Source organism: Nocardia sp. NPDC019323, from assembly GCF_044389845.1.
Lineage (GTDB): Bacteria > Actinomycetota > Actinomycetes > Mycobacteriales > Mycobacteriaceae > Nocardia > Nocardia implantans.
In genome coordinates this window covers 282469-306855 of sequence record NZ_JBIRYN010000003.1, presented here as the reverse complement: position 1 = coordinate 306855, position 24387 = coordinate 282469, and the positions used below count along the sequence as shown (strand labels likewise).

Annotated in this window: 16 protein-coding genes; 1 reads left to right on the top strand and 15 read right to left on the bottom strand. The window is 69.1% G+C overall.

Going from position 1 to position 24387, the window contains the following annotated elements:
• The first annotated feature begins 165 nt into the window (after positions 1-165).
• The gene (locus ACH49X_RS14370) at positions 166-1230 is read left to right on the top strand and encodes an SPFH domain-containing protein (protein ID WP_195077519.1); all 1065 of its coding nucleotides are present in this window, start codon (positions 166-168) and stop codon (positions 1228-1230) included.
• A 35-nt stretch (positions 1231-1265) separates the two neighbouring features.
• Here ACH49X_RS14370 and ACH49X_RS14365 read toward each other — a convergent pair whose 3' ends face one another.
• The 15 genes from ACH49X_RS14365 to eccB form a co-directional block, all read right to left on the bottom strand.
• On the bottom strand, positions 1266-6206 hold the full coding sequence (locus ACH49X_RS14365) for an NAD-glutamate dehydrogenase (RefSeq protein WP_357205067.1): 4941 nt from the start codon (positions 6204-6206) through the stop codon (positions 1266-1268).
• Between the two features lie 170 nt (positions 6207-6376).
• Positions 6377-7057 (bottom strand): hypothetical protein, encoded by a 681-nt coding sequence (locus ACH49X_RS14360; protein WP_195077517.1) that lies wholly within the window; start codon positions 7055-7057, stop codon positions 6377-6379.
• Between the two features lies 1 nt (position 7058).
• On the bottom strand, positions 7059-8102 hold the full coding sequence (locus tag ACH49X_RS14355; RefSeq protein ID WP_195077516.1) for a hypothetical protein: 1044 nt from the start codon (positions 8100-8102) through the stop codon (positions 7059-7061).
• A gap of 77 nt (positions 8103-8179) precedes the next feature.
• Entirely contained in the window at positions 8180-8533 is a 354-nt protein-coding gene (locus ACH49X_RS14350) for a helix-turn-helix domain-containing protein (RefSeq protein ID WP_040775643.1), read from the bottom strand.
• 16 nt (positions 8534-8549) lie between these two features.
• Positions 8550-10271 (bottom strand): type VII secretion protein EccE, encoded by a 1722-nt coding sequence (gene eccE, locus ACH49X_RS14345; RefSeq protein WP_357205065.1) that lies wholly within the window; start codon positions 10269-10271, stop codon positions 8550-8552.
• Positions 10268-11626: a type VII secretion-associated serine protease mycosin gene (gene mycP, locus ACH49X_RS14340; protein WP_357104459.1), complete on the bottom strand. Its 1359-nt coding sequence runs from the start codon at positions 11624-11626 to the stop codon at positions 10268-10270. The genes eccE and mycP overlap by 4 nt, the downstream gene beginning before the upstream one ends.
• Positions 11626-13149 (bottom strand): type VII secretion integral membrane protein EccD, encoded by a 1524-nt coding sequence (gene eccD / locus ACH49X_RS14335; RefSeq protein ID WP_195077513.1) that lies wholly within the window; start codon positions 13147-13149, stop codon positions 11626-11628. Before eccD ends, mycP begins: the two co-directional genes overlap by 1 nt.
• The gene (locus ACH49X_RS14330) at positions 13146-14708 is read right to left on the bottom strand and encodes a MinD/ParA family protein (protein WP_195077512.1); all 1563 of its coding nucleotides are present in this window, start codon (positions 14706-14708) and stop codon (positions 13146-13148) included. The genes eccD and ACH49X_RS14330 overlap by 4 nt, the downstream gene beginning before the upstream one ends.
• A 34-nt stretch (positions 14709-14742) precedes the next feature.
• Positions 14743-15597 carry an ESX secretion-associated protein EspG gene (locus tag ACH49X_RS14325; protein WP_323123924.1) on the bottom strand — a complete coding sequence of 285 codons (855 nt, stop codon included), beginning with the start codon at positions 15595-15597 and terminating at the stop codon, positions 14743-14745.
• 22 nt (positions 15598-15619) lie between these two features.
• Positions 15620-17008 carry a PPE domain-containing protein gene (locus ACH49X_RS14320; RefSeq protein ID WP_195077511.1) on the bottom strand — a complete coding sequence of 463 codons (1389 nt, stop codon included), beginning with the start codon at positions 17006-17008 and terminating at the stop codon, positions 15620-15622.
• A gap of 38 nt (positions 17009-17046) precedes the next feature.
• The gene (locus tag ACH49X_RS14315; protein WP_195077510.1) at positions 17047-17364 is read right to left on the bottom strand and encodes a PE domain-containing protein; all 318 of its coding nucleotides are present in this window, start codon (positions 17362-17364) and stop codon (positions 17047-17049) included.
• A 312-nt stretch (positions 17365-17676) separates the two neighbouring features.
• Positions 17677-17982: a hypothetical protein gene (locus tag ACH49X_RS14310; protein WP_195077509.1), complete on the bottom strand. Its 306-nt coding sequence runs from the start codon at positions 17980-17982 to the stop codon at positions 17677-17679.
• A gap of 43 nt (positions 17983-18025) precedes the next feature.
• Positions 18026-18334, bottom strand: a complete 309-nt coding sequence (locus ACH49X_RS14305) for a WXG100 family type VII secretion target (RefSeq protein ID WP_195077508.1) — start codon at positions 18332-18334, stop codon at positions 18026-18028.
• A 485-nt stretch (positions 18335-18819) separates the two neighbouring features.
• Positions 18820-22827 carry a type VII secretion protein EccCa gene (gene eccCa, locus ACH49X_RS14300; protein WP_357104453.1) on the bottom strand — a complete coding sequence of 1336 codons (4008 nt, stop codon included), beginning with the start codon at positions 22825-22827 and terminating at the stop codon, positions 18820-18822.
• Complete coding sequence (gene eccB / locus ACH49X_RS14295) at positions 22824-24380, bottom strand: type VII secretion protein EccB (protein ID WP_195077506.1); 1557 nt, start codon at positions 24378-24380, stop codon at positions 22824-22826. The genes eccCa and eccB overlap by 4 nt, the downstream gene beginning before the upstream one ends.
• Positions 24381-24387: the final 7 nt, after the last annotated feature.

Below are 24387 nucleotides of genomic sequence, written 5' to 3'. Positions count from 1 at the left end.
CCGTTACATAGCGGTACGTTCAATAGCGAGTCGCGACTTGTAACACGCTGGACATCAAAGCCTTTCGAAAAAAGGTGCCAGAGCAGCGACGATCGCCCCAGATTCGTTGATCGTGCCACCGCATATCGGTACGCTGGATGAGACAAATCGGATGAGGGAGCGCAGATGGCCTGGTTCGAGCGGGAATTCATCGCGGTCCCGGAGGACCGCAAGAACCAACTGGTCTACAAGTGGCCGGACATCAACATCCGCCGGTACAGCCGCGCGATGGTCAATGCCGACCAGATCGCCCTCTTCCTCAAATCCGGGCGGGTGGTCGGCGCGATGGGCCCGGGGCGCCACCGCATCGACGCCGACGAGCTCCCCGTGCTCGGCGCGCTCGTCGACACCCTCACCGGCGGCAACTTCTACCGCGCCGAACTGTATTTCGTCTCCACCCGCGAGTTCCCCGGGATTCGCTTCGGCGGACGGCTCGACGACATCCTCGACCCGGTCAGCGAGCAGGTGGTGACGCTGCGCGTGTTCGGCGAATTCGCCCTGAGCGTTCGCGACCCGGCCGAGCTGCTCACCGCGCTGTCGGGCACGGCCGATCTCACCGACCAGGAGCGCGTGCAGAACTGGTGCGCCGACCTACTGCTCAAATCCATGAAGATGGCGGTGACCCGGGGTGTCGCCGGCGGCGACTGGCCGGTGCTCGGTCTCTCGGCGCAACTGCAACCCATCGAGCAGGCGGTGCTGCGCCAGACCAACACCACCCTCTACGAATACGGGCTGCGCATCCCGCGGATGGGCAATTTCGACATCAGTCTGGCCCCGGAGGACGCCGAGCGCCTCAAGCGCCTGGCCAAGGACGTCAAGTACATCAACCTCACCGGTGATTTCCAGCGCTATGCCGCGGGCGAGCTCGCGCTCGGAGCGAGCCAGGGGTTCGCGCGCGGACACCACCACGGCGTCGAAGGCGGATTTCTCGGCGCGGCTTTGAGTTTGAACGCGATCGGTCACCACGTCGGCAACCACTCCCCCGCGCCGCAGCCGCCGGCCGCGTCGCCGGAGACGGCCCAGACCTCCTGCGCCGCTTGTGGATCCGCGAATCCGGCGAGCGCGAAGTTCTGCATGAACTGCGGAGCGCGCCTGGCCTCGCCACCGAGGCACTGCCCGAACTGCGGATCGGAAGCGACGCCCGGCGCCAAGTTCTGCGGCAACTGCGGAACGCCGATGCCCGGAGGCTGACGCCGCGCGCCTGCCTCCGGGCATCGTGGGGAAGGTCAGCCCGCGACCGTCGGCGCGACGGTCGACTCACCGCCGCTGACCATGCCGCGCACCTGCCGCGCCGCCACCGAGAGCGCCGCGAGATCGTGCGTCTCGGCGGCGAAGATCTGCGCCAGCGACGCGCCGGCACGGGCCAGCCGTGACCGGTTGGTCGACTCCCAGTAGGCGATCTTCTCCTCGGTGCTGTCCTGCGGCTCGGTCGCGGTCAGCACGTCTCGGGTCAGTGACCGCAGCGAATCGTAGAGATCCTCGCGCACCGCCAGGCGGGCCAGCGCCCGCCAGCGGCCGCCGCGCTCCAGCTTGCCCACCGCGGTCACCAGCCGTTCGATCTGGAAGTGCTCGTTGAGCGCGTAGTACAGCTCGGCGACCTCGGCGGGATCGCGATCGGCGATGTCGGCCAGGTCGAGCACGTCCAGCAGCGGGAAGCGGTGGATCAAGCCGAACGCCTCCTCGGTCAGTTCGCGCGGCGCGCCGCGGGCGATCGACCGCCGCGAACGCTCGGCGAGATCGTCGCTGAGGTAACCGGTCAACCACCCGGGCACCCGGCCGGAGAGGGCGCGAACGCCATCGCGGTACCTGGCGATATCCGCGCCGATCGCGATCGGCTGCGGCCGGTTGGACAGCAGCCAGCGCGCGGCCCGGTCCAAGGTGCGCTTGGTCTCCAGCTCCAGTTCGTTGCGCGCCGCCGTGGACATCGGCGTCTGCCTGATCCGCTCCCACAACTCGTGCAGATCGAAGATCTCCACCGCCGCCTTGTACGCGCGCACCGCGTCGTCGGTGGTCGCGCCGGCCTCTTCGGCGAGCCGGAAGGCATAGGTGATGCCGCCGTAGTCCACCATCTCGTTGACCACGACGGTGGCCACGATCTCACGCCGCAGCGGATGCCTGCCGATCGCCGCGGCGAACCGCTCCCGCAGGGGCGCCGGGAAGTAGGCGGGCAGCACCGAGGCGAACGCCGCGCTGTCGAGCAGGTCGCCTGCCAGCAGGTCGGCCTTGAGCGAGAGCTTGACGTGCGCCATCAGATTCGCCAGCTCGGGCGAGGTGAGCCCGGTCCCATCCGCGGCCCGGCGGGCCAGTTCCGCGTCGGTGGGCAGCGCCTCGAGTTCGCGATCGAGACCGCGGCGCTGCTCCAAGTCGTTGATCAGCCTGGCGTGCACCCCGGACATGCCTGCCGCGTCGGCCCGCGACATCCCGAGCCGGAAGTTCTGCGAGATGTTGTCGCGCAGCACGAGTTCGGAGACCTCGTCGGTCATCGAGGCCAGCAGCGGATTGCGCTCCTCGACGGCGAGCTCGCCGCTGGAGACGACGGTGTCGAGCAGGATCTTGATATTGACCTCGTGATCGGAGCAGTCCACGCCCGCCGAGTTGTCCAGCGCGTCGGTGTTCATCCGCCCGCCGTTGCGGCAGAACTCGATGCGGCCCAGCGCCGTGGCGCCGAGGTTGCCGCCCTCGCCGATCACCTTGACCCGCAACTGATCCGCGTCGACCCGGACCGCGTCGTTGGACTTGTCGCCCACCTCCGCGTTGGTCTCCGTGCTGGCCTTGATGTAGGTGCCGATGCCGCCGTTCCACAGCAGATCGACCGGAGCCAGCAGAATGGCCTTGATCATCTCCGGCGGCGACAGCGTGGTGACGTTCGCGGGCAGGTCGAGTGCCGCGCGCACCTCCGGCGTCACCGGGATCGCTTTGGCCGAGCGATCGTAGACGCCTCCGCCGGGGCTGATCAGCGAGGTGTCGTAATCCGCCCACGACGACCTCGGCAACGCGAACATCCGCTGCCGCTCCCGGTAGGAACGCGCCGCGTCGGGAATCGGGTCGAGGAAGATGTGGCGGTGGTCGAAAGCGGCCACCAGACGAATGTGCTCGGACAACAACATCCCGTTGCCGAACACGTCACCACTCATGTCACCGACACCGACGACCGTGAAGTCTTGTGTCTGGGTGTCGATCTCCATCTCACGGAAATGACGCTTGACGCTCTCCCAGGCGCCTTTCGCGGTGATGCCCATCGCCTTGTGGTCGTACCCCGCCGAACCGCCGGAGGCGAACGCGTCACCGAGCCAGAAGTCGTAGCTCTGGGCCACGTCGTTGGCGATGTCGGAGAACGTCGCGGTGCCCTTGTCGGCGGCGACGACCAGGTAGGTGTCGTCGCCGTCCCGGCGCACCACCTGCGCGGGAGGGAGGACCTCGCCGGTCGCGCGATCGACGTTGTCGGTGATGTCCAGCAGGCCGGAGATGAACGTGCGGTAGCAGGCGACGCCTTCCGCACCGAGCGCCTGCCGGTCGGCGGCCGCGTCGCCGGTGGACGCGGGCGGCTGCTTCACCACGAAACCGCCCTTGGCGCCGACCGGCACGATCACCGCGTTCTTCACCGCTTGTGCCTTGACCAAGCCGAGGATCTCGGTGCGGAAGTCCTCCAGCCGGTCCGACCACCGCAGACCACCGCGGGCCACCGAGCCGAAGCGCAGGTGCACGCCTTCCACCCGCGGCGAGTAGACGAAGATCTCGAACTGCGGCTTCGGCTTGGGCAGTTCGGCGATCGCGTGCGGATTCAGCTTGACCGACAGGTAGTCCAGCGCGGAACCGGCCGCGTCGCGCCGGTAGTAGTTGGTCCGCAGGGTCGCTTCGATCAAGCCGAACAGCGCGCGCAGGATGCGGTCGGTGTCCAGGCTGACCACCGCGTCGATCTCGGCCTGCACCCGCTCGGCGATCTTCGCGGCGCGGTCGGCCGCCTCCGTCCCGACGCCCTCCGGATCGAAGTACGCCGCGAACAATTCGATGCACGACCGCGCCGTCGCCGGATGGGTGAGCAGCACGCGGGTGATGTTCCCGAACGTGTAGGCGAATCCGGCTTGCTGCAGGTACTTCGCGTAGGCCCGCAGCAACGCCACCTCACGCCAGTGCAAGCCGGCGCGCAGGACCAGTTCGTTGAGGCCGTCGACTTCGGCGCGGCCGAACCACATCGCCGTCACCGCGGCCGGGAAACGCCGCCGCACACTGGTTTCCGGCAGCGACGCGGCATCGACGGCGTGCGCCAGCTGGGCGGGCGGCTCGGCGGCGAGCGCTTCCCGCAGCGGCGCGGCGGTCACCCGCAGACCGAAGTCGTAGATCCACCGGTCCGGCCGGTCGGCCAGCTCGACGCGGTAGGGCCGCTCGTCGACCACTTCCACGCCGAGGCTGTGCAGCACCGGCAGCACCCGGCTCAACGAGATGCCCTCGCCCGCGACGTAGAGCGTGAATCGCCATTCCGGGGCGGCGGAGTCGCCCTGGCGGTAGAAGTCGGTGTCGATCTCCCCGTCCGACAGCCGCTCGAGGCGGCGCAGATCGCTGAGCGCGTGGGCCGGCTCGTGCTCCTGCTGGTAGCTGGTGGGGAAGGCCGCCGCGTAGTCGGTGGCCAGCGCCTGCGGCACGTCGGACGCGCCCGCGGCCTCGGCGACCAGCCGGTCGCCCCAGGTCCACGTCGTCGCCAGCAGCAGCTCCTGGATCCGCTCGCGATTGTCCTCGGAGATGTCGGCGGCGTCGGCGCCCGGCTTGCGATGCACCGTGAAATAGACGACGGCCAGCTCTGATTCGGTGGCCCGCGCCGAGTACGCGATCTGCTCGGCGTCGAACTGCTCGCGCAGGATGTCGCCCATGCGCACGCGGACCTCGGTGGAGTAGCGGTCGCGCGGCATGTAGACCAGGCAGTAGATGGTGTCGCTGCGCGAATCGCGCCGGATGAACAGCCGCACCTGCCGCCGCAGGCCCAGATTCATCACCGCGGAGACGGTTTCGAACAGCCTGCGCGCGTCGGTGGAGAACAGCTCCACCCGCGGGAACGACTGCATCATCTCCAGCATGGCCTGCCCGGAGAACGAGTCGAGACCGAAGCCGGCCCACTCGATGACCTGCAGCACGCGCCGGGAGATGACCGGGATGTCGAGGATGTTCTCGTGCAGGCCAGCGACGGTGAAGGTGCCGACGAAGACGTGCTCGCCCTTGACCATCTTCACGGTGTCGCCCCAGGCCGCACGGCCGCTCGGGTCGCTCGCGCCGTAGTCGGCCACGCTGATGAAGTACAGGTCCCTGGAACCGGGCAGCAGCGAGTCCACCGAGCCGTTGGCCATCCGCAGGACCGTGCGCTTGGCGCCGACCACGGGCACGCTGATGTCCGCGGTGGCGCCGTTGCCGAGGATGCCGAGCCCGGTGCCGGGCAGCTGCCACGGCTCGAAGGGCGCGTCGGCGCTCGGCGCGGAGCGGCGGAAGTGGTAGTAGCCGTATCCGAGCGGGGTGAAGTGTCCGTCCGACAGCCAGCGCAGCAGCCCGGCGGTCTGCGGGATCTCCGCGTCACCGGCCCATTGCGCCGCCTGATCGAGCTGGTCGGCAACGGTATTGAGCACCTCGACCATGGTCGGCGTGTCGTCGGCGACGCGGCGCAGGTCGGCCAGCAGCGGCGGCAGCGCTTCTTCGATCCGGTCCACCAGTTCATCGGACAGGCCCGTGCCGAGCTGCACGTGGATCCACGACTCGCGCAGCGTCCGCCCGTCGGCTTCACCGGCCGGTTCGGCCACGCCGTCCCTGGGCGCGATGGACAGCACCCGGCCGTCGGCGTCGCGCGACACGTCGAACACCGGATGCACGACCTCGGTGACCGTGGCGCCGAGGCGGCGCAGCGCGGCGGTCACCGAGTCGACCAGCAACGGCATGTCGTCGTTGACGATCTGGATCGCGGCGCCGACCCCGGCGCTGTCGTCCGGCCGGTAGACGCGGGTGGTCGCCGAGCCGGGCGCGCGGGTGGCCGCCAGCTCCAGATGCTGACGGAAGATCCGCTCGGCCCGATCCGTGATCGCCGACGCCGAGGACCCCGGCTGGATCCAGCGGAAGTACGCCGCTTCCAAATCGGTCGGATCATCGCGGAACCGCTTCGGTGAAATCGTCTGCTGGGTGGTTGCCACCATCGATCCGTTGCCTTCCCGAGAACTGCGCTCGTACGTGTTTCGTACTTCACATAACGTACCGCTGGATAACGGCACAATCAACAGTGTAACAATAATTTCCCTGGGCCGACATGGGTTACGGCGGCCGGATCAGGGATTTTCCGGGTCCGGCGGAAGGGAGCGCTGCTACGTCAGCGGACCAGCCCCGCACGCGACAGGAAAGTCTGCGCGCCCGTCCGCCCGGCGAAGTTGCCCGTCTCCAACCGGAGACCGGTCCGGGTGTCGGCGTACCAGACGGTTGCCGAGGGGCCGATCGCCGCGTAGACCGGGCCGTCTACGATGGCCGTCGCGCCCGCGCCGCGCCAGCGGGAGATGGTCTCGGCCAAGCGATCCTGCGGTAGGAGTTCGGCGTAGAAGGTCAGGTCACGGCCGCCGGCGATATTGCCGAACAGCATCGGGTCGGTGGCGGCGACGACGCACTTCTCCCGCTGCCCTCCGGAATCCAGCGGTTGACAGGTCGCCGCTGTGCGGAGCATGTCGGGCATGGCCCGGACCGGCGCGCTCCCCTGCGCGAGCGACGGCAGCGACGGCGAACACGACCGCAGCCCCCACACCACGGCCACCACCATCAGCAGCGCGAGCACGCCGACGGCCTGCCACTGCCAGCGCGGATACGTCTTGTCCACAAACCTTTTCGCCTCGCCGCCGACCTTCTCTGCGACTTCGGCGACCTGGGTGGGCAGCTTCTCCCCGACGGATTTCATCGTGTCCACGGCCCTGCGCAGCGGCGCTCCGCAATGCGTGCAGCGGGAATCGGCACCGGTGTTGCGGTGCGAGCAGTACTGGCAGACCAGCTCCGGCGGCGCGGACACCTCAGCGCCCCGTGATGACGATGGAGGAGATGGCGGTGGTGTTGATCGACGGTTCGCCCTTGGACTCCAGCACGGTCAGCACGATCTTCGATGCGCTCACCGCGGGCTCCATCTTCGTCACCACCAAGGTTCGCTGGTCGAGGGTCGGCTGCGTGTAGACGGTCTTGGCGCTGTCGTCGAACCGGTAGGAAACCCTGCTCACCGTGCGGTATTTCGCCCACTGGTCGACGCCGTCCGCGCTGATGTGATCCCAGCCGGGCACGATGCCGATCGATTCGATCTGGTAGGTCTTGCCCAGATCGATGGTGATGACCTGACCGTCCACCTTGTAGGCGCGCACGCACGACCATGCCTTGCCGGTCTGACCGCCGAAAGCGTCCATCGCCGAGGTGCTGCCGGGCGGGCACTTCGACTCCGCCGACTTCGGCTGGATGATCGAGCTCGACGGCGCGGCGGGTGAGGTCGGCGCCGCCGAGGTCGGCGGCGGCGTGACGACAAGCACCTGATTGCTCGACGTGTTCTCCTGGCCACCGGTGGTGATCAGCAGCAGCACCAGCAGCACGGCGAGCACCGCGGCGACGATCAGCGCGACCTTCGGTTTGCGCAGTTGGGTGAGCACGTCCTTGGCGAGCTGCTGCGCGGGCGGAAGCCGGTTGCCCGTCGCGGCGGGCTGGCGTTGCGGCTCCGGCTCCGGCTCGGCGGGCGCGTTCGTGCGCGCGGCGACCGAGGAGTAGTCGTTCGCGAAATCCATCGCGGGCGTGGCATCCTGCGCCTGCCCGTTCAGCAGCGCCAGAATTCGCTCGCTCGCCTTCGGACCGTCACCGCTGCGCCGCCGCGGCGCGACCTCGCTCGGCTGCGAGTCCAGATCGGGTAATCCGATCGACGCGACGCTGCTCTCCCCGCCGCCCACCTCGACGCCGCGGCTGAAGCCGACGCTGTCCACCGAAGTCGCGGCAGGGGACCCGAGCGAAGGATCGGCGAGCAGAGTGTCGAGGACCGCACCTCGATGACGGAGAAAGACGTCTCCCGGGTCCTCGACGGGCATGATCCGGATCGTATCCGCCCGCGGCCTCCCGCCGAGACCGCGCTATTCCCGCTGGAGAGAACAGCCGGCAGGCCGGATCAGCGCTTCTTCTCCTCGGTCACGAAGTACTCCGGCGGCACGTCGAACACCCGCGCCAGCGCGATCACCAGGTCGAGGCGCGGGATCGCGTCACCGTGGATCAGCCGGTACAGACCGGACTGCGACACCGGCACGTCCGGGTAGGCCAGCTCCAGGTGCTGCGCCAGCGAGTAGAGCGTCAGCGACCGCGTCGATCCGTCCTCGGTCGAGACGACGGACTCCGCGATCAGCTCCGACAACCGGCTGGAGAAGATGGCCGCGGCGGCCTGTCTGGGGGTGAGCGCGTCCCCGGCGTCCTGATGAGGGAGATCGCCGCCATCGGAATGGGTGTCCGCTACCACGGTGATAGACATTAACCGACCGCTCCCATCAGCTCACGCGACGGCCACCGGGTTGCGGAGGTGCAACCACGGGTCCTGGTGCCCCCGCGGGATGCGCGGGCGGACCGTCGACAGTATCGAAATATCGGGTTTCGCCTCTCGGCTCGATCAGATCGACCCGCACCGTGCGCATGGGAATGCTCACGTCCACCGCGGTCGCGCTGACCTGGTTGATCGCGAGATCGACAGCGCGCCTGCGCGGACCGCCGGGCTCGCTGATGGTGACCGTCGTGTGCGCGCTGGACGCACGCGGCGGCAGATGGTCGAAGACCGCGATGGTGGCCGTGGTCTCCGCCTCCCCATTTGCTGGGCCGGTGTGCTCGTCGCCGGGGTCGGCCAAGCGCATGGAGCGCGGGTCGCCGACGGCGGTGACGAGTTGACGCCAGCTGTCCGGCCGCGCCGAGTGGATCTCCACGTCGGCGCCGACCACCATCGCCCGCAGGATGATCTGCTGGGCGACGGGCAGCTTGGCATGGACATCGATGGTGCGTCTGCGCGGGTTGAACCGGGCCGGATCGAACAGCGGCAGCGCCAGGGTGTGGCGCGGCTGGCCGCTGATCGCGCCGAGGATCTGGCCGTTCGGGCCGATCGCGATGGCCAGCCCGGCGGCGAGGTCCTCCGGCGCGATGTCGGCGCCGGACTCGAAGCCGCGCAGGGCGCGGATGGAGGAGCCGGTGGGCAGCGACGCCAGCAGAGCCGTGGACTGGTCGCCGCCGAGCAGCCGCAGATAGTCCGGCGGTTCGGTGGTGACGGGCGGACCGATGAACCGCACCAGGGCGCGCGGACCCTCGGTGTCGGAGGTCAGGCTCACCACCAAGGTGGTTCGTCCGCGGTTCCAGGTCCAACAGTCGTCCAGGCCGACCCCGTCCAGCCGGGACCAGTCGATCAGGAAGCTGGTCACACACCGGCCCGGCACCGGCGTCTGCAGGTTGCTCCAGGTTTCGCGCAGGTCGGACAATTCGATTCCGGCGTGCAGCAGGCGCGTCGCGTCCCGCAGGGCGGCCGCGGGCAGCGGGTGCGCGGCGATGCCCCGCTCGCGCAGCCGGCCCGCGATCCGATGCGTGGCGCTGGCCAGTGCTTTGGGGGCGACCACCGCGCACGGCCCGCGCTTGCTCAGCGCGGCGAGGTTGCGTTCCTGGTCGAGGCGGACCACCAGCCAGGTCAGCCGGTCGCCCACCACCGGGTGCGAGCCGATCAGCTGGTCGTAGAGCATGCTGTAGCTGCCGGTGGAACGCACGCGCTGTCCGGTCGTGACGATGTCGATGTCCACCGAGATGCCGTACTGGTCCAGCATCGGCAGCAGCAGGTCGACCGGAATGGTGTCCTCGGTGTAGAGCGTCCGCTCGGCGATCACGGTGGGCAGGTCCAGATTCGGCGCGAGCTGGATCATCGCGATCAGGGTGCTGCCCGCCTCGTTGACGCCGCAGACGCCGGCGGCGACCCGCACGTCATCGATCCTGGCGGTCTGCGTGCGTTCGCGGGCCCGCGCGGATCGGCCGGTGCGGTAGGCCGCCCAGTCGAGCAGCCAGCGCATACCGGTCCGCCCGTTCACCCGGACGGTCACCGTCGCCACCAGCACCGTGACCACCACCGCGCTCACCCACCACGGCGTCTTGGCCGACAGGCCGACCAGCAGCGGGCTGCCGACGACGACGAAGGCGGCGAACGGACCACGCTCGACGCCGGCGACCCGTACGCTCGGAAAGCTCACCGGCGCCTCCGCATCGCCGAGTTGAGGTGACTGCCCGCGAGGCCGAGCAGCAGCGCCGCGAGGATCACGACGGTCGCGGTGATGGCGGGACGCAGATCCTTGGGCCGCGGCGCGGGAGGTATGGGCAGTTCCGCGGACCGGAACAGGCCCGCGGGTTGCTGCGGCGGCGTGCGGTAACTCAGGGCGGCGAGCGGGTCGATCACGCCCGCGCCCACCACGTTGTCGATGCCGCGGGCCGGGGCGTGCGCACTGGCCTGCAGGCGGGCGGCGATCTCGCGCGGGGTCTCGTTGGGGAAGCGTGAGCGCAGCAGGGCGGCCACCCCGCTGACGTAGGCCGCGGCGAACGACGCGCCGCCGACCGGCACCAGCTTGTCCGGCTCACCGATGCCGTTGATCAGGCCACCGCCGCCTGGACCGAGCGATTCGATGCCGGTGCCGGGGGCGGCGACCGAAACCCACGGTCCGGTGAGCGAATCGGGCATGGGCGCGCCGTTGGCGGTGGTGAATCCCACCGTGAGCACGTCGGGGCCGAACCACCCCGGCGTGGAGATGGTCTTCACGTCGCGCCAGTTGCGCGGGTCGGCGGGACGCGTCGGGTCGATGTCAGGGTTCTGTACGCAGTTGTCGCCGCCGGCGGCGTTGCCCGCTCCCGCGACGATGAGCGCGCCGCGGCCGTGCACCGCGTAGCCGATCGCCGCCGACAGCATGGACTGATCGACCTGCGCGTCCACCGGCAGGCAGATCGGCAGCGACACCGTGATCACCGAGGCGCCCTGATTCGCGGCGCGCGTGATCGCCCGCGCGAGCGTCCTGATGTCGACGGCCTTCCGCTGGTTCGGGTCCGAACCCGGTCGTTCGGGGCTGAACGCGCCGGAGCGGACGCGGATGGAGACGATGCGCGCGTCCGGGGCCACGCCGGCGAATCCGTCCGCGGGATCGGACGTCGCGCCGATGATCCCGGCCACCAGCGTGCCGTGCGCGTCGCAGTCGGACAGGCCGTCACCGCCCGCCGCGAGGTAGTCGCCGCCGCCGATCAGGTTGGGCAGGCGCGGATGTGGCTGCACTCCCGTGTCGATGACGGCCACGGTCACCCCCGCGCCCCGGCTCAGCGCCTTGGCCCGGCGCAGATCGAGCGCCAGCTCCGCGGGCGGGGTGCGGGTGAGGTCGCTGTCGGGCAGCACACCCGCGGCCAGACAGCCCTTTTCCTGCTTCATCGGCTGCTCTGGCCCCGGCGGGTCGTCCGCGGGCGGCGCGCCGACCACGACCTGCGGCGGTTCCAGGGCGAGGGCGGGGGCGGCCGCAACGGCCAGTATCACCCCCGCCAGAACCGCCACAGCGGCACTGCCGACCTTCATCAGATCCCTCGCATCGCGGTGTAGACGCCCATGATCCAGAAGGCGATCACCGGAACCACCAGGATGAGCGCGTATTCCACCAGATCGATGACACGGCGGGTGACCGGGGACAACCGCTTGCCCGGCAGCCGCAGCGCCGCGAGACACGCCGCGCACGCCGCCGAGGCCACCACGAGCCCGACGACCAACCGGGCGACCGGAGTCTCGTACGCGCCGACCAAGACGAAACCGACACCGCACACGGTGACGGCGGATCCGGCGATGAGCGCGATCGCCTGGACCCGGTCCGGATGCCAGCGCGCGCGCATCGCCAGCAGACCGCCGATCGCGGCGGCCATGACGATTTCGCGAATACCACCCGGGCTCGCCGCGGCCGCGACCACGGCGGAGACCGCGAGCACCGTGGCGATCGCGGCCATCAGGCCGCGCAGGCTGGTCACCGCCAGCCGGGCGCGGCTTTCGATGCCCGCTTCGTTGGCATTGCGCTGCTGCTCGCCGACCGCTGTGTGCTCGTCGCCCTCGCGTACCGTCTCCGCGTCGAAGATGTCGGTCAGCGTGGTCGGTGAGACCTCGTTGCCCGGGTCGGGCAGATCCGGCGGCCGGATGCGGGCGATGACCACGGCCAGGCGTGGCGCCATGGTCAGCAGCACGACCGCGACGAAAGCGGTGCCGCCCGCGACCTGCCCGACGGACAGGTCCGCGTAGGTCAGCGGCAAGGCCGCCGCGGTCAGCACGATGCCGAGTACGGTCACCGCCATCAGGGTCGCGATGCCCACCCCGCTCAACCGCATCATGGTGGCGGCGGCCACCGCGGCGACCACCGCCCCTGCCGCCAGATTGGCCGCGGCGAACGGACCCGGCTGGCCGTAAGCAGGCGGCACCAGCATCGCGCCTCCGGCGAACAGCAGCGGCGTCGCCGCCAGCGTCAAGCCGAGGGAGATCATCGCCGCGGCGTCGCGCCTGCGCGACTGCGCGGCCGCCGCCCAGCACAAGCCGCCCAGCAACAGCGCGGGCAGGCCGCACCACAAGGTGGAACCGGTCATGGTCCACGACCAGGCCAGCATGGCGGCCACCGCCGACGCCCCGATCCCCAGCACGGTCAAGCCCACGATCGCGGCGGTCTTCGCGTCGAACTCGGCGAACTCGCGCTCGTTGATCATGGCGAGCGCGTCGGTGATGTCCTCGACCACCGGCGTGAACACCTCCGCCGACTCGACCACCGACAGCATCAGCACCGTGCCGTCGGTGATGTCGTGGTCGGCCAGGCTGCGCCAGCGCGGGATCGGCGGCTCGCCCGGACGCGCGAGGCTCCACTGGCCCTGCGGCGGCGTGAAATCGACGTTCTCGTCATCGATCGCCGAGGCCAGCACGACCAGCAGATCATCGATGAACGTCTCGATGGTGAACTTGGTCGGCACCACCACGTCGACCTGATAGCTGGAGACCAGCACGGCGATCCTGGCCCGCGCGACCTCCGCCGACGGCTGCGTCCCGGCAGGCGCGGGCGCGACGGCAGTGCTCATCGCCATCCTCCGCGGTCACCGGAGTTGTCGGCGCCGCCGGCCAGGTATCCAGGGAATCCATCGGCCAGCCAGGCGGCCAGTTCCTCGAACGCGAGCACGGTCTCCTTCTCCAACAGCCGCAGGTCGATCTCGCCGCCCTCGGCCAGATGCGCGTCGTAGGGCAGCACACAGGTGGGGCGCTGCGCGGTCTCGAACAGCTTCTCGATCGCGTCCACGTCCACGGTCGGCTTCAGCGGCTGGTGATGCACGATGCCGACGATCGACTTCGCGATCAGGTGTTGCAGCCCATGAGAACTCAGCCAGTTCAGGGTGGCCACCGCGCCGGTCACGCCGCCGACCGTGGCCGGGGTGACGACCACGACGGCGTCGCTGGTCTGCAGCACCGTCGCCGTCGCCGAATCCAGCACACCGGTGCCGCAATCGACCACGAGCAGGTTGAAGTGCTTGCGCAGTACTTCGACGGCGGTGCTGTACTCGCGGCCCGACAGCGCCTCGGTGGCCTCGGTGCTCCACGGCGACGCGATCACCGCGAGGTCGGCGGAGTTGATCGACGTGAACGATTGCACCGCCGAGAAGGCGTCGAGGTTCTGCGACTGCGCCAGGTCGCGCAAGGTCAGACCGTAGGGGTGCCTGCAGGTGCGGGTCGAGAGGTCGCCGAAGTCCGGGTTGGCGTCGATCGCGACCACCCGGTCCGGGCGCAGGCTGGCGAAGGTGGAGCCGAGCGTCGCCGCGGTGGTGGTGCGGCCGACGCCGCCCTTCACGCTGATCACCGCGATCTGATACGTCGTGGTGAGCTGACGCCGGATGCGCGCCTTGCGGTCCTCGGCGCGCTGCTCGGCCGGGGAGAGGCCGAGGTTGAAGCCGACCTTGTTGAGCGCGCCGCGCACACCGGAGTTGGAGCGCAGCTGGGCCCGCTTCGCGGCGGAGATGTCGGCGAGCAGTTCGATCGAGCTGAGGGCGGCGGGCAGCACCTCGATCCGCGGCGTCGGCTCGTAGGCGGAGTGGTCGACGCGCTCGGGCACCCATGGCGTCGCCGAACTCGACGACCACTCCTGATTCGCGGATGCCGCTTCGTTGCGCGCGATCGCCTGGGACGGCGTGGCGGCGGAGTAGTCGGCCTGGTACTGCTCGGCGGACCGCTGCCCTGCCGAATGCTGTTGCGCCGTCTGCTGCGCGGCTCCGGGCGGTGCGGCCGGGGGATGCGGCGCGGGCGTGCTCGCCTGCGGCGGCGCGTTCGTCGGAGCCGGAGGTGTATTGGGGTGCGCCGCCGCTGCGTTCGCCTGCCGTGGGGGTGGCCCACTCGCGACGGGAGGTGGCGTCACCCCCGCCTGCGTGGGACGGGGGCCGGATTCCCCGGGGGGCGCTTGCGGCTCGCGCGGCGCGCCGATCACGGGGTCGGCGGGCGTGGAATTCTCGGCGTCCTGGCGGGTCTCGGGGGCTGGGCCCGGCGCGACAGCTGCGTCGGCCAGGTCGTTCGTCGGTGCGAAGTACGCGTCGTAACCGCCGCGAGCGCGCGCGGACTCGGCCGCATGACCGTTGATGCTCGGTGCTCGGTTCATTTCCGTCGTCCTCTCGACAAACACTGTCCGACGTTCAGCTCGTTCTGCTGGTGTCGAACCAACTTCGGCCGGGCACCAGATCGATGAGCGCACCGATGCCCGACCGCAAGGCCGCGTCGTCCCCAGGGGCGAACGTGGACCATATCTCTCCATCCATCGCCCTGCTCGGGGTGACGATCAGCCGCCCCGACGTCGTGTCGAGCACGCTCACCGACACCTCCGGCCGCGCCTGGCTGCCGTCCCGGTGCTCGATAACCAGGATCTCGGCCCGGCGCACCACCTCGGTGAGCGCCCGGCTCAGGACCGCTGCGGTGTGCGGCTGGGCGCCCAACTCCAGCAACGCCTGTCGTCGTTCGTCCGGGTCGGACGGAACCTCGCCGAGTTGCTCGACCGTGGCGGTCACCGGTGTGAAGCGCAGTGCCTCCGCGGGACCGAGCGCGGCGGCCAGCGCGGCCGTCAGGTTGTCCAGATTCTGCCCGTCCTGGAACATCGTCTGGATCACCACCTCATCGTCGCAGCGCAACGCCAGCACATGGGTGTCATCGCTGCGCACCAGCGAGAACCGCAGCATCGCTCGCGGCTGCCCGTCCGATCCGGTGGACATGATCCTGGCCGCCAGTTCCACGTCCGGCCGGTCCAGGCACCGCACCCAGTGCTCGACCACCGGGTGCACACGGTCACCGTCGATGATGCCCGCCTCGGTGAGTCGCTGCGCTACGACAGCGTGCACCCGTTCCCGATCCTCGAGCCGGTAGATGTTCGGTAGCAGCGCCAGCACCGGCGGATACGAGTCGATGCCGACCAGCTCTTTCAGCACGAGGGCGGCATCGACATTCAGATCGATGGCTACCGGATCTGCTTCCAGGGGAAAGGCCTCCTCTCCTTGCACCGGACCTCGGCTACGGTGTGGCTCACCGCGCGGGCTCCGAGTCGGCCGTCGCCGGCTCGTCCGCGGCGCCTTCGATCACCCCGACCAGCAGCAGCTGTTCGCTTTCCGGCTCGTCGATCTCGTCTCGCCGGTCGGCGTCGCCGTATTCGATGACGCCGATCACCGGGGGCTGCTCGAGCACGGGGACATCCTGCGGCTCACCGGGCACGAACACCTTCGACTTCTTGCGGTCCTCGTCGCGCCTGCGCCGCCGCATCTGCGCCTTGGGTGCGGTCGCTCCGCGCGGTGCGGTCGGACGCGAGGCGGGCCCGCCGCCGGTCGGATTCGGCGACGCGCCGAACGCGGTTCCTCGGCCGAGGGACCAGTTGGACGGCATCCGGAAACCGCTGGCGGCGCCGGGCATGGCGTTCAGTCCTCCGGTGGTCATGTTGAGCGCCACCAGGGTGCCCGCTCCGCCGTACAAGCCCGCCAGCGTGGTCGAATTCTGCGACGCTCCGAGGAGACCTTGCTGGTCGAACGAGCCGTCCATCCCCGAATTGGCCAGTGAATCCGACAGCGACGAGTTGTTCATGTCCGGAAGCTGATCGGTGGGTTGTGTGGTGTCCACCGGCTGCGTGGTGTCGGTGGGCTGTGTGGTGTCGCCGGGTTGAGTCGTGTCGCCCGGTTGCGTGGTGTCGCCGGGCTGCGTCGTGTCACTCGGCTGGCTGGTGTCGGTGGGATCGGGATTGGATTTGACCGGATCGCTACCGGTGTCACCGGTCTGGTGATTCACCACGTCCTGGGTCGTGTGCCCGGTATCGGTGTCCAGCGGATTCGTGATATCCGGCGTGGACAGCAGGTTCGGCGCCGACTCCAGCCCCGAACCACCGTTGACGATCGGCAGGGGAACCTCGGGCGTCGGCAACCCGGCCAGCACTCCGGAGGCCGCGGTATCGTAGCCGGCCATCACCCCCGCCGCCGCTGCCGTGATCGCCAGATATTCGAGCTCGCTCAGCGCCATGGCCCCGAGGGTCAGCGGGGCCAGCTGCGTCGTGCTGGCGGCGGCGAGAGCCGCCTGTTTCGCATACCATTCCGCCAGCCACGCTTCCACACCCAGCATGGCTGCCTCGGCCTCGCCGAAGATCATCCCCAGCTCGGCCGCGGATTTCGCGGCATCCATAGCGACGACGGCCTGCCTGTGCAGCCAGCCCGCGTGCTGACGAAATGCCGCTTGGGCGCGCTCGGACGACAGTCCTTCCCACGCCCCGCCCATCTCGGCCGTCGAGCCATCCGTGCCGCTGGCGGTGGCCGCCAACCCTGCGGCCAAGTCGGCATAGGCGGCCGCGGCAGTGGTGAGCGCGGACACGCCGGGGCCGGACAGCAACCGGTGGATGTTCACTTCCGGTGGCAACGCGAAGTAATCGAACGACATGAACGGCATGGCATCGGCCTCGCTCGCAGCGGCTCGGACTACTCGCCGAACGCCACGCCTCTCGCGCTGATGTGACTGTCGCCGGCGGCGTCCGCGGCGCAATAGCAGGCGTCCACCTCGGGCAGGTGCGGCTCGGCCATGATGCGGTGGTTCACTCCCTGGACCGTCTTGTCGTAGAGGTCGGTCGCGAAGCCGAAGAATGCCTCGGTGATCTTCTCGCTCACGGAATCGCAGCCCGGCGGTAGTGGGACACACCCGGCCGCGGTCGTACCTGTCGTCGCGGCCAGCGCGGCCGTCCCGGTGCTCAGTTGCGCGGCGATAGCGGGGAGTTGCCCTGGAGTGAGACTGAAGTACATGGAAAGCTCCTAACGAAGGGCGCCGTGCTCGCGTCGAGCGGTGCAATCAGAACGTTAAGGCATTCCCAGTGTTGGGGATAGCGGTGCGGGACGCGCATTCCACCCCTGTCCGGCCGAAACTCGTTGGGCCAGAATTGATCCATACATCCACGGGCGGCACGTCACGTGACACGACCCGGGGGCCGCCCTCCCCGCATAGGACCGATGACATGCGATCGCCCTCGACGAAGTCCGTTCGAGCGAACTCGTCGAGGGCGATGGCGGATATCGTGGTCTCGCCTCGGGCGCGCGACAGCGACCCGAGCGGAGTCGCTAGATCCCGATCTGCGAGAACCGCATGGCCTGACCGGTGTCGACGACGCGGAACTGACCGTCGATACCGGACACAGCCTTGGTGGCCGCCTTCAGCTGGGTCAGCGCCTCGTTGTACTGGTCGATCTGCTGCTTGACGCGAGTCTGCAGGTCGCCGTTGGAGGTACCGGCGTCACCCTGGAAGTTCTCGGCGAGCAGCTTGGCCAGCGTGTCGCGCTCGCCCGCGTCGACCATCATGTTGCTGAGCACCTGGTCGGTGCGGATGACCAGGCCCTCGACGGCATCGTAATCATTCTTCAAAGCCATTTTCCGAAACCTTTCCTGATTGTTTTCTGCTGCGGATCCGGCATCAGAAATTGAGGTTGTATTTGTTGACCTGCGACGCGTTCTCCTGGTCCTGGCTGTCGAACGTCGCACCTGCGGCATTCAGCGCGTCGACGATTTCCATGAAGGTCTGGTGCAGCTTCGACCCCTTGTCGAGGGCTCCCTGCATCGCCGCCTGGATGGCGTTTCCGGTCGCGCCCTGGACAGCGGGCGCGTACTCCATCTTGATGCCCTCGAGAATACCCTGGTGGTTCTTGAAGGTATCGGCGTGCGTGAAGAACTTCTTGGCGGCGGCGTTGATCTCGGACGGGTCGCCGGTGTAGCCGATGGGCATATCTGTTCCTATCCTATAAGGCGTTTACCTTGCCTCGGACGGGTTCGCCGAGGACGTTGACAGCGTGTGCGTCGCAATCGTCGATGCGCGGCTCGGGCCATCGACGTCCTCGACCACACCGAATACAGGGGATCTCTCCAGTACCGGCACCTCCTGAGTTTCTCCGGCGACGAACACCGCCGCCGGACAGAGAGTTTCCCGTCGTTCCGGTGGCGTCCCGTCTGCGGCGCGATGGCGCCTCGCGGCCGAACGCGACTGTCCGCCCCGCGACCGGCTCGCAGACCTGCGCGAATCGGCGACGCTGCCGGAGATGGAACCGAGCATGCGCCTGAACTCGGTCGCGGCCTCCCGCACGTCCGGCGGCGCGATGCCGAGATCCGGGAGTGCCATGGCGAGACTCCAATCGAGCGTGACTACCAGCTCGGATCGAGCGGCTGCTAAGGAAAACGGTAATTTATTCCCAACCTTGGGATGGAGCGCCGAGGTCAGATCTGCTGTGGAATCCAGGCCACTTGGACGAGGTCACGCCGAGAACTCATGGGCTCCACGTAGATTCCGCGGCCCGGCGGCTGCTTGGTGGCGCGCACGTCGCTGATCAGCACGCCGTCGAGCTTCGAACCGTCCATGATCAGACCCGAGGAATTGAGGTTCTTCATCTGACCGATCACGTTGTCGTACAACGCCGTATCCGCCTGGGCGATATTGCGGGCGGCGATGACGTGCAAGCCGGTGTCGCGTCCGTCGACCAGGATGTCCTTCAGCGGCTCCAGCGGGTTCATCGCACCGCGCTGCGCGATCATGTGATAGTCGTCGATCACGACGAAGACCTCGGGCCCGGACCACCAGGACCGCTCCGCGAGCTGCCGGGTGGTCACGTTCTCCGGTGGGCGCCGCGAGCGCATCTTCTCCACCAGCGGCGGCAGCGCCTCGCGCACATCGCGCTCGTTGGTGACGTGCCCGATGAGCATCTCCTGCGGCACCGTCTCCAGATGCCTACGCCGGTAATCGATCAGCAACACGCGCGCCTGCGACGGATCGTACTGGCGTTTGATCGACTCCAGCAGCGCGGCCAAGGTGGTCGACTTCCCCGACCCCGTCGATCCGAGCACGATGAAATGTGTCGACACGCTGAAATCGATCGTCGCCGGACTCAGATCGGATTCCCGGACGCCGAACGGCACGACGAGACGCTGAGCGAGCGTCTGCGGCACCGGCCATCCCGCACGAACCTCGTCGATGCCGATCTGCGGCGGCAGCAGTCGCACCTGCGGCGCGCGCCTGCCGGGATAACGCTGCGCGACTTCGGCGACGGCGGCGGCGAGACCCTCGGCCGCCGAATCCGGCTCGCCGACGCCGTCGATACGCGGCAACGCCGTCAGCATGTGCAGGCCGTCGGTCGAGATGCAGCGACCGGGCCGGTTGGCCGGTATCGCCGCGACCACGGTGCGGTGGACATTGAAGGTCGTGTCGGCCAGGTCGCCCAGACGCATCTCCACGCGCGTCTGCATCAGGTCCTTGATCGCCGGGCGGATGGCGATCCAGCGCGAGCTGCTCACCACCAAGTGGATGCCGTAGTTCAGGCCCTGCAGGGCGATGGACTCCATCACCGGGGTGTACTCGTCGTAGTACGGGCCGTTCGTACCGAAACCGACGTCCCATCCGTCGATGACCAGGAAGATGTCGCCGTACGGATCGCGGTCGTGCCACGGCGGGGCGGTCGGGCCTTCGCGCAGTGTGCGGAACTTCCGGATGGAGTCGATCCCGAACTCGGAAAACATCGACTGCCTGCTCTCGAGCAGGTTCGTGACCAAGGCGATCGTGCGCCGGATGCGGTCGCCGTCCCTGGCCGCGGCGACCGATCCCACGTGCGGCAGGTTCGCCAGCGCCGTCAAACCGCCACCGGAGAAGTCCAGGCAGTAGAACTGCACCTGCTCCGGGGTGTGCGTCAGCGCCGCGGACATGATGAACGTCTGCAGCGCGGTCGATTTACCCGACTGCGTGCCGCCGACGATCGCCATGTGCCCGCCCGCGCCGGACATATCGACCGACCACACATCCTGGCGCTGCTGCCGAGGCTTGTCGACCAGCGCCAACGGCATCTGCAACGCCCCTTGCGGCACGGCGCGGATCATTCGCTCCAGCGTCGGTGGCGTACCCAGCGGCGGCAGCCACATCTTGTGCGCGGGCTGGCCGTGCCGGGCCAGCTGCTGCAATACCGCTTCCATCACCGTGATCGACTCGCCGTCGGCGGATTCGGGCGCCTGCTGGACGACGATCGGCTCGACCACCGTGGGCCGGGTGTCGACGATATGACCGGCGGTGAAGCGCTGCGGCGGCCGGTACCCGCCACCGGGTCGCCGCGCCCGCTGCGCGGAGGCCGCGGAGATCTGCGCGGGCGGCGCGTACTTCTCACCCACGTACGCGGCCTGGAAGCGCTGGAGGTCGCCGGAGCCGACGCGCAGGTAGCCCGCTCCGGGCTTTTTCGGCAGGTGGTAGGCGTCCGCGGTGCCGATCGCGTCACGCGAGTCGCTGGTTTGGTTGGTGCGCAGCGCGACTCGGTAGGAGAGATGGGCCTCCAGCTCACCCATGCGGTTCGCGGGCACCTTTTGCGACGCGAGCAGCAGGTGGATACGCAGCGATCGGCCCAACCGGCCGATGGCCACGAAGAGCTTCGAGAAGCTGGGATGCTGCTCGAGCAGTTCGGCGAACTCGTCGAGGATGATCAGCAATGTCGGCAGCGGGCGCAGGTCCGCGCCCTGCTCCCTGGCACGCTCGTAATCGGCGACGTTGGCGAAGTTCCCCGCGTCACGCAGAATGCGCTGCCGCCGGGCCATTTCACCGTTGATGACGTCTTCCATACGGGTGACGAGGTCGGCTTCTTCCTCCATGTTCGTCACGATGGCCGTCACATGCGACAGCCGGTCGAAACCGAGGAAGGTCGCGCCGCCCTTGAAGTCGACGAGCAGCAGGTTCAGAACATCCGGCGAATGCGTCGCCACCGCCGAAAGCACCAGGGTACGTAGGAATTCCGACTTACCCGATCCGGTCGCGCCGATGCACATGCCGTGCGGGCCCATGCCCTCTTCGGCCGATTCCTTGATGTCCAGATAGACGACGCCACCGGCCGGGTCATGGCCGAACGGAATGTTCAGGCGTGCCCGGTCCTGGTCGCGACGCCGGACCCACGCCTGCTCGACCCGGATGGCGCCGGGGTCGTCGATCCCGACCATCTCTTCCCAGGACGTGCCGCCGCTGGCCTGCTCGGCGGCCACCGCTTCGACCACGGTGGACAACCGGTACGGCGAAATGCTGCGCGCCATCGCCGTGATCGCCGCCGTGGACAGCGAGTCGGCGACTCCGACGCGACGCAATCCGCGCGGGGTCACCTCGTTCAGCGACCGGTCCTCGGTCACTTTGAAGCGCAGCGCCCGCGGCAGATTCTGCTCCGCGGGGCCGAGCCGCAGCCACGTGCAGCCGTCGATGCCGGAGATGTCACGGTCGCTGGCCGGTCCCCCGACGTCCACGATCAGCAGGAAGTGCGTGCGGTCCAGGGTGGGCTGCGAATTGGCCGAGAACGGGCCGCGATTGAGTCCGGCGAGCACCTTGGTGCGCAGCTCGGCCACGGTGCGGTAGACCATCCGGCTGGAGCCGATCGCGTCGGTCTCGCTCGGATGCTGGGTGTGCGGCAACCATTTCAGCCAGGACCATTCCGGCGCGTCCGGGTCGGACAGCACCGCCGCGACCGCCACCTGGTCCGGGCCGTGCAGCACCACCACCTCGGCGATCATCGCGCGAATCAGCCCGGCCACCAGCTCCGGGTCGCCGTCGATGCCGACCTGCGGCGCCGACAGCAGGTTGATCGCGACCGGCATGCCGCCGACCGTGGAGTAGGCCTTGGCGAAGCGGGTCAGTTCGACGACGCCGACCGGATCCAGATCCGAGGTGGGTGCGGCTTCCGGGACGATCACGCGCACCTGGTTGGCGATGCGCCCGCGACCGACCCGCACGCGCAGGAACTGCGGACTGGCGACCTGCACCTCCCACATCCGCTTGCCGCCGATCAACCGCGCGATCTCATCCGGACCGGGATGGGTGTACCGCAGGAAGGCGTGCAGCTCGGCTTCCGCCGCGTGCACCGTCTTGCGGTTGTCGGTGAGGCTGCGCAGATAGTCCTTGCGTTCCTCGTTCAGGCTCGCCGCGCCGCCGCTGGAGTTGCCGGCGAACGCGCCGCCCATCATGCCGAACATCGACACCAGCATCATGGCCGGGAACATCAGCATCATCGGGTTCATGGTTCCGCCGCCGCGGAACATCATCACCATCATCCCGCACATGGCCGCCACCATGACCACGGGCATGATCATGCGCAGCCGCGACGGCGGCACGGGTTTGGGCAGCTCGGTGGGCGGTTGCAGCCGCAACTCGGTCACGGCGGGAGCTTTGGGGCCGCGCACCATCCTGGCGGGCCGGACGAATCGGCGAGTGGTGGTCACTGCGAACCCCCGAGCCCCGCGACGATCTTGTTGTTCGGAATTCCGTCGTGTTGGATGCGAGCTTCCTTCTGGGACAGGGCCGGTCCGATCGCGAACAGCGAGATGATGCTCCACGGCGCCGGGACCGGGGCCCGCAGCGCGAGCGAGGTCAGAGTGGGGTCGGCGGCGCCGATACTGCTGGGGTCGGTGATGATGCCGTAGCGGACGCCGCTGTCGGAGACCCAGTACAGCGATTCCCGCAGCGGCGACCCCGGTTCCGCTCCGGTCACCTGGACGAAGCGACCGGTGTCGCGCGGCAGGTAGGCAGCGTCCGCGGTGGTGCCGCGCGAGGCCGCGGAGGTCACCAAGTCGACCGCGCGGCCCTGTTCTTCCTTGGTGAGCGGCAATTGCCTGCCCACCAGCAGTTCGGTGGCCGCGTTCGGATCGTTCCCCGAGCGCGACCAGTGCAGGCAGGTCACGCCGGACCGTTCGGGGTCGACCAGGCGGATGGGACGGGGCGGGTAGGTCGCGGTGCCCGGCCACTGTCCAGGGCGGAGATTCGCCGCGATCACGTCGGGTCCCACCGTCCGGGTGGACACCGAACCCTGCGAGTCCGCGTTGCGGACCATCGCCGCGAGCACCGTGCTGATCCGCACCAGTCCCGACTGGGAGACGAGGTAGTACGAGACGCCCTGGTCCGGCACCGACACGGTGAGCACCGATCCGACCGGCGTGGTGTATCCGTTGTTGAGCGTGATCGACTCGCCCTTACCCGGCACCTCGGGCACCCGCAGCGGCGGAGCCTCGGGAATGGCGTTGATCAAGCCCTTGGACGCCGCCATCACCGGAGCGGTCGAATCGATGCCGAGCGCCATGGCCACCGCGGTGTTCGCGAGATCGATCGCGGCGCGCACCACGCCCTTCTCGGCGTCGCCGTACACCAGCCAGGTCGTGGTGTCGTCGCGCAGCAACCGGGCCTCGCCGTCCCCCAACGGGCGATTGGCGTCGCCGTCCACGGTGAGCGGGCCGCCGATCGCGGTCGTGCGCACCGCGGAGCGGCTCACGGTCGGCAGACCGGTGCTGGGGTTGACCGGCGCCGCCGCGCCGGTGCGCGCCGTGTCGCACACCGTCCACGAGGAATCCCGCTCGTCGGTATCGACGATGCTGGCGGGCGCTCCGGGGATGCCGACCCACGGCCCGCGCGGGTATTTCGCCAGCTCGTCCCGGGAGACTTTCACCGGGGTGTCGGGAGAACCGACGATCAGCCGGGCCGAGGTCAGATTCAGCGCCGGGAACAGCCGATTGTTCAGGCGCACGAACAGGGCCCCGGTGTCCTTCTCCGCGACGATGTTCGAGTCCCCGACCTTCTTGGCGGGCTTGAAGAACGCCAGCACCGCAGCGCCCGCGATGATCACGCAGGCCAGCGCGATGCCGATGGACAGCGCGGTCGAGCGACCGCGCTGCGGGTCATCGATCATCGACGCGTCGCGTCGGACCAGCGCGTGCTCGATCCGGCGCAGCAGAAAACGCCAGCCGGAGATCTGGTGTTTGGTCACAACCCGGAAGCGCGCCACCGGTTCT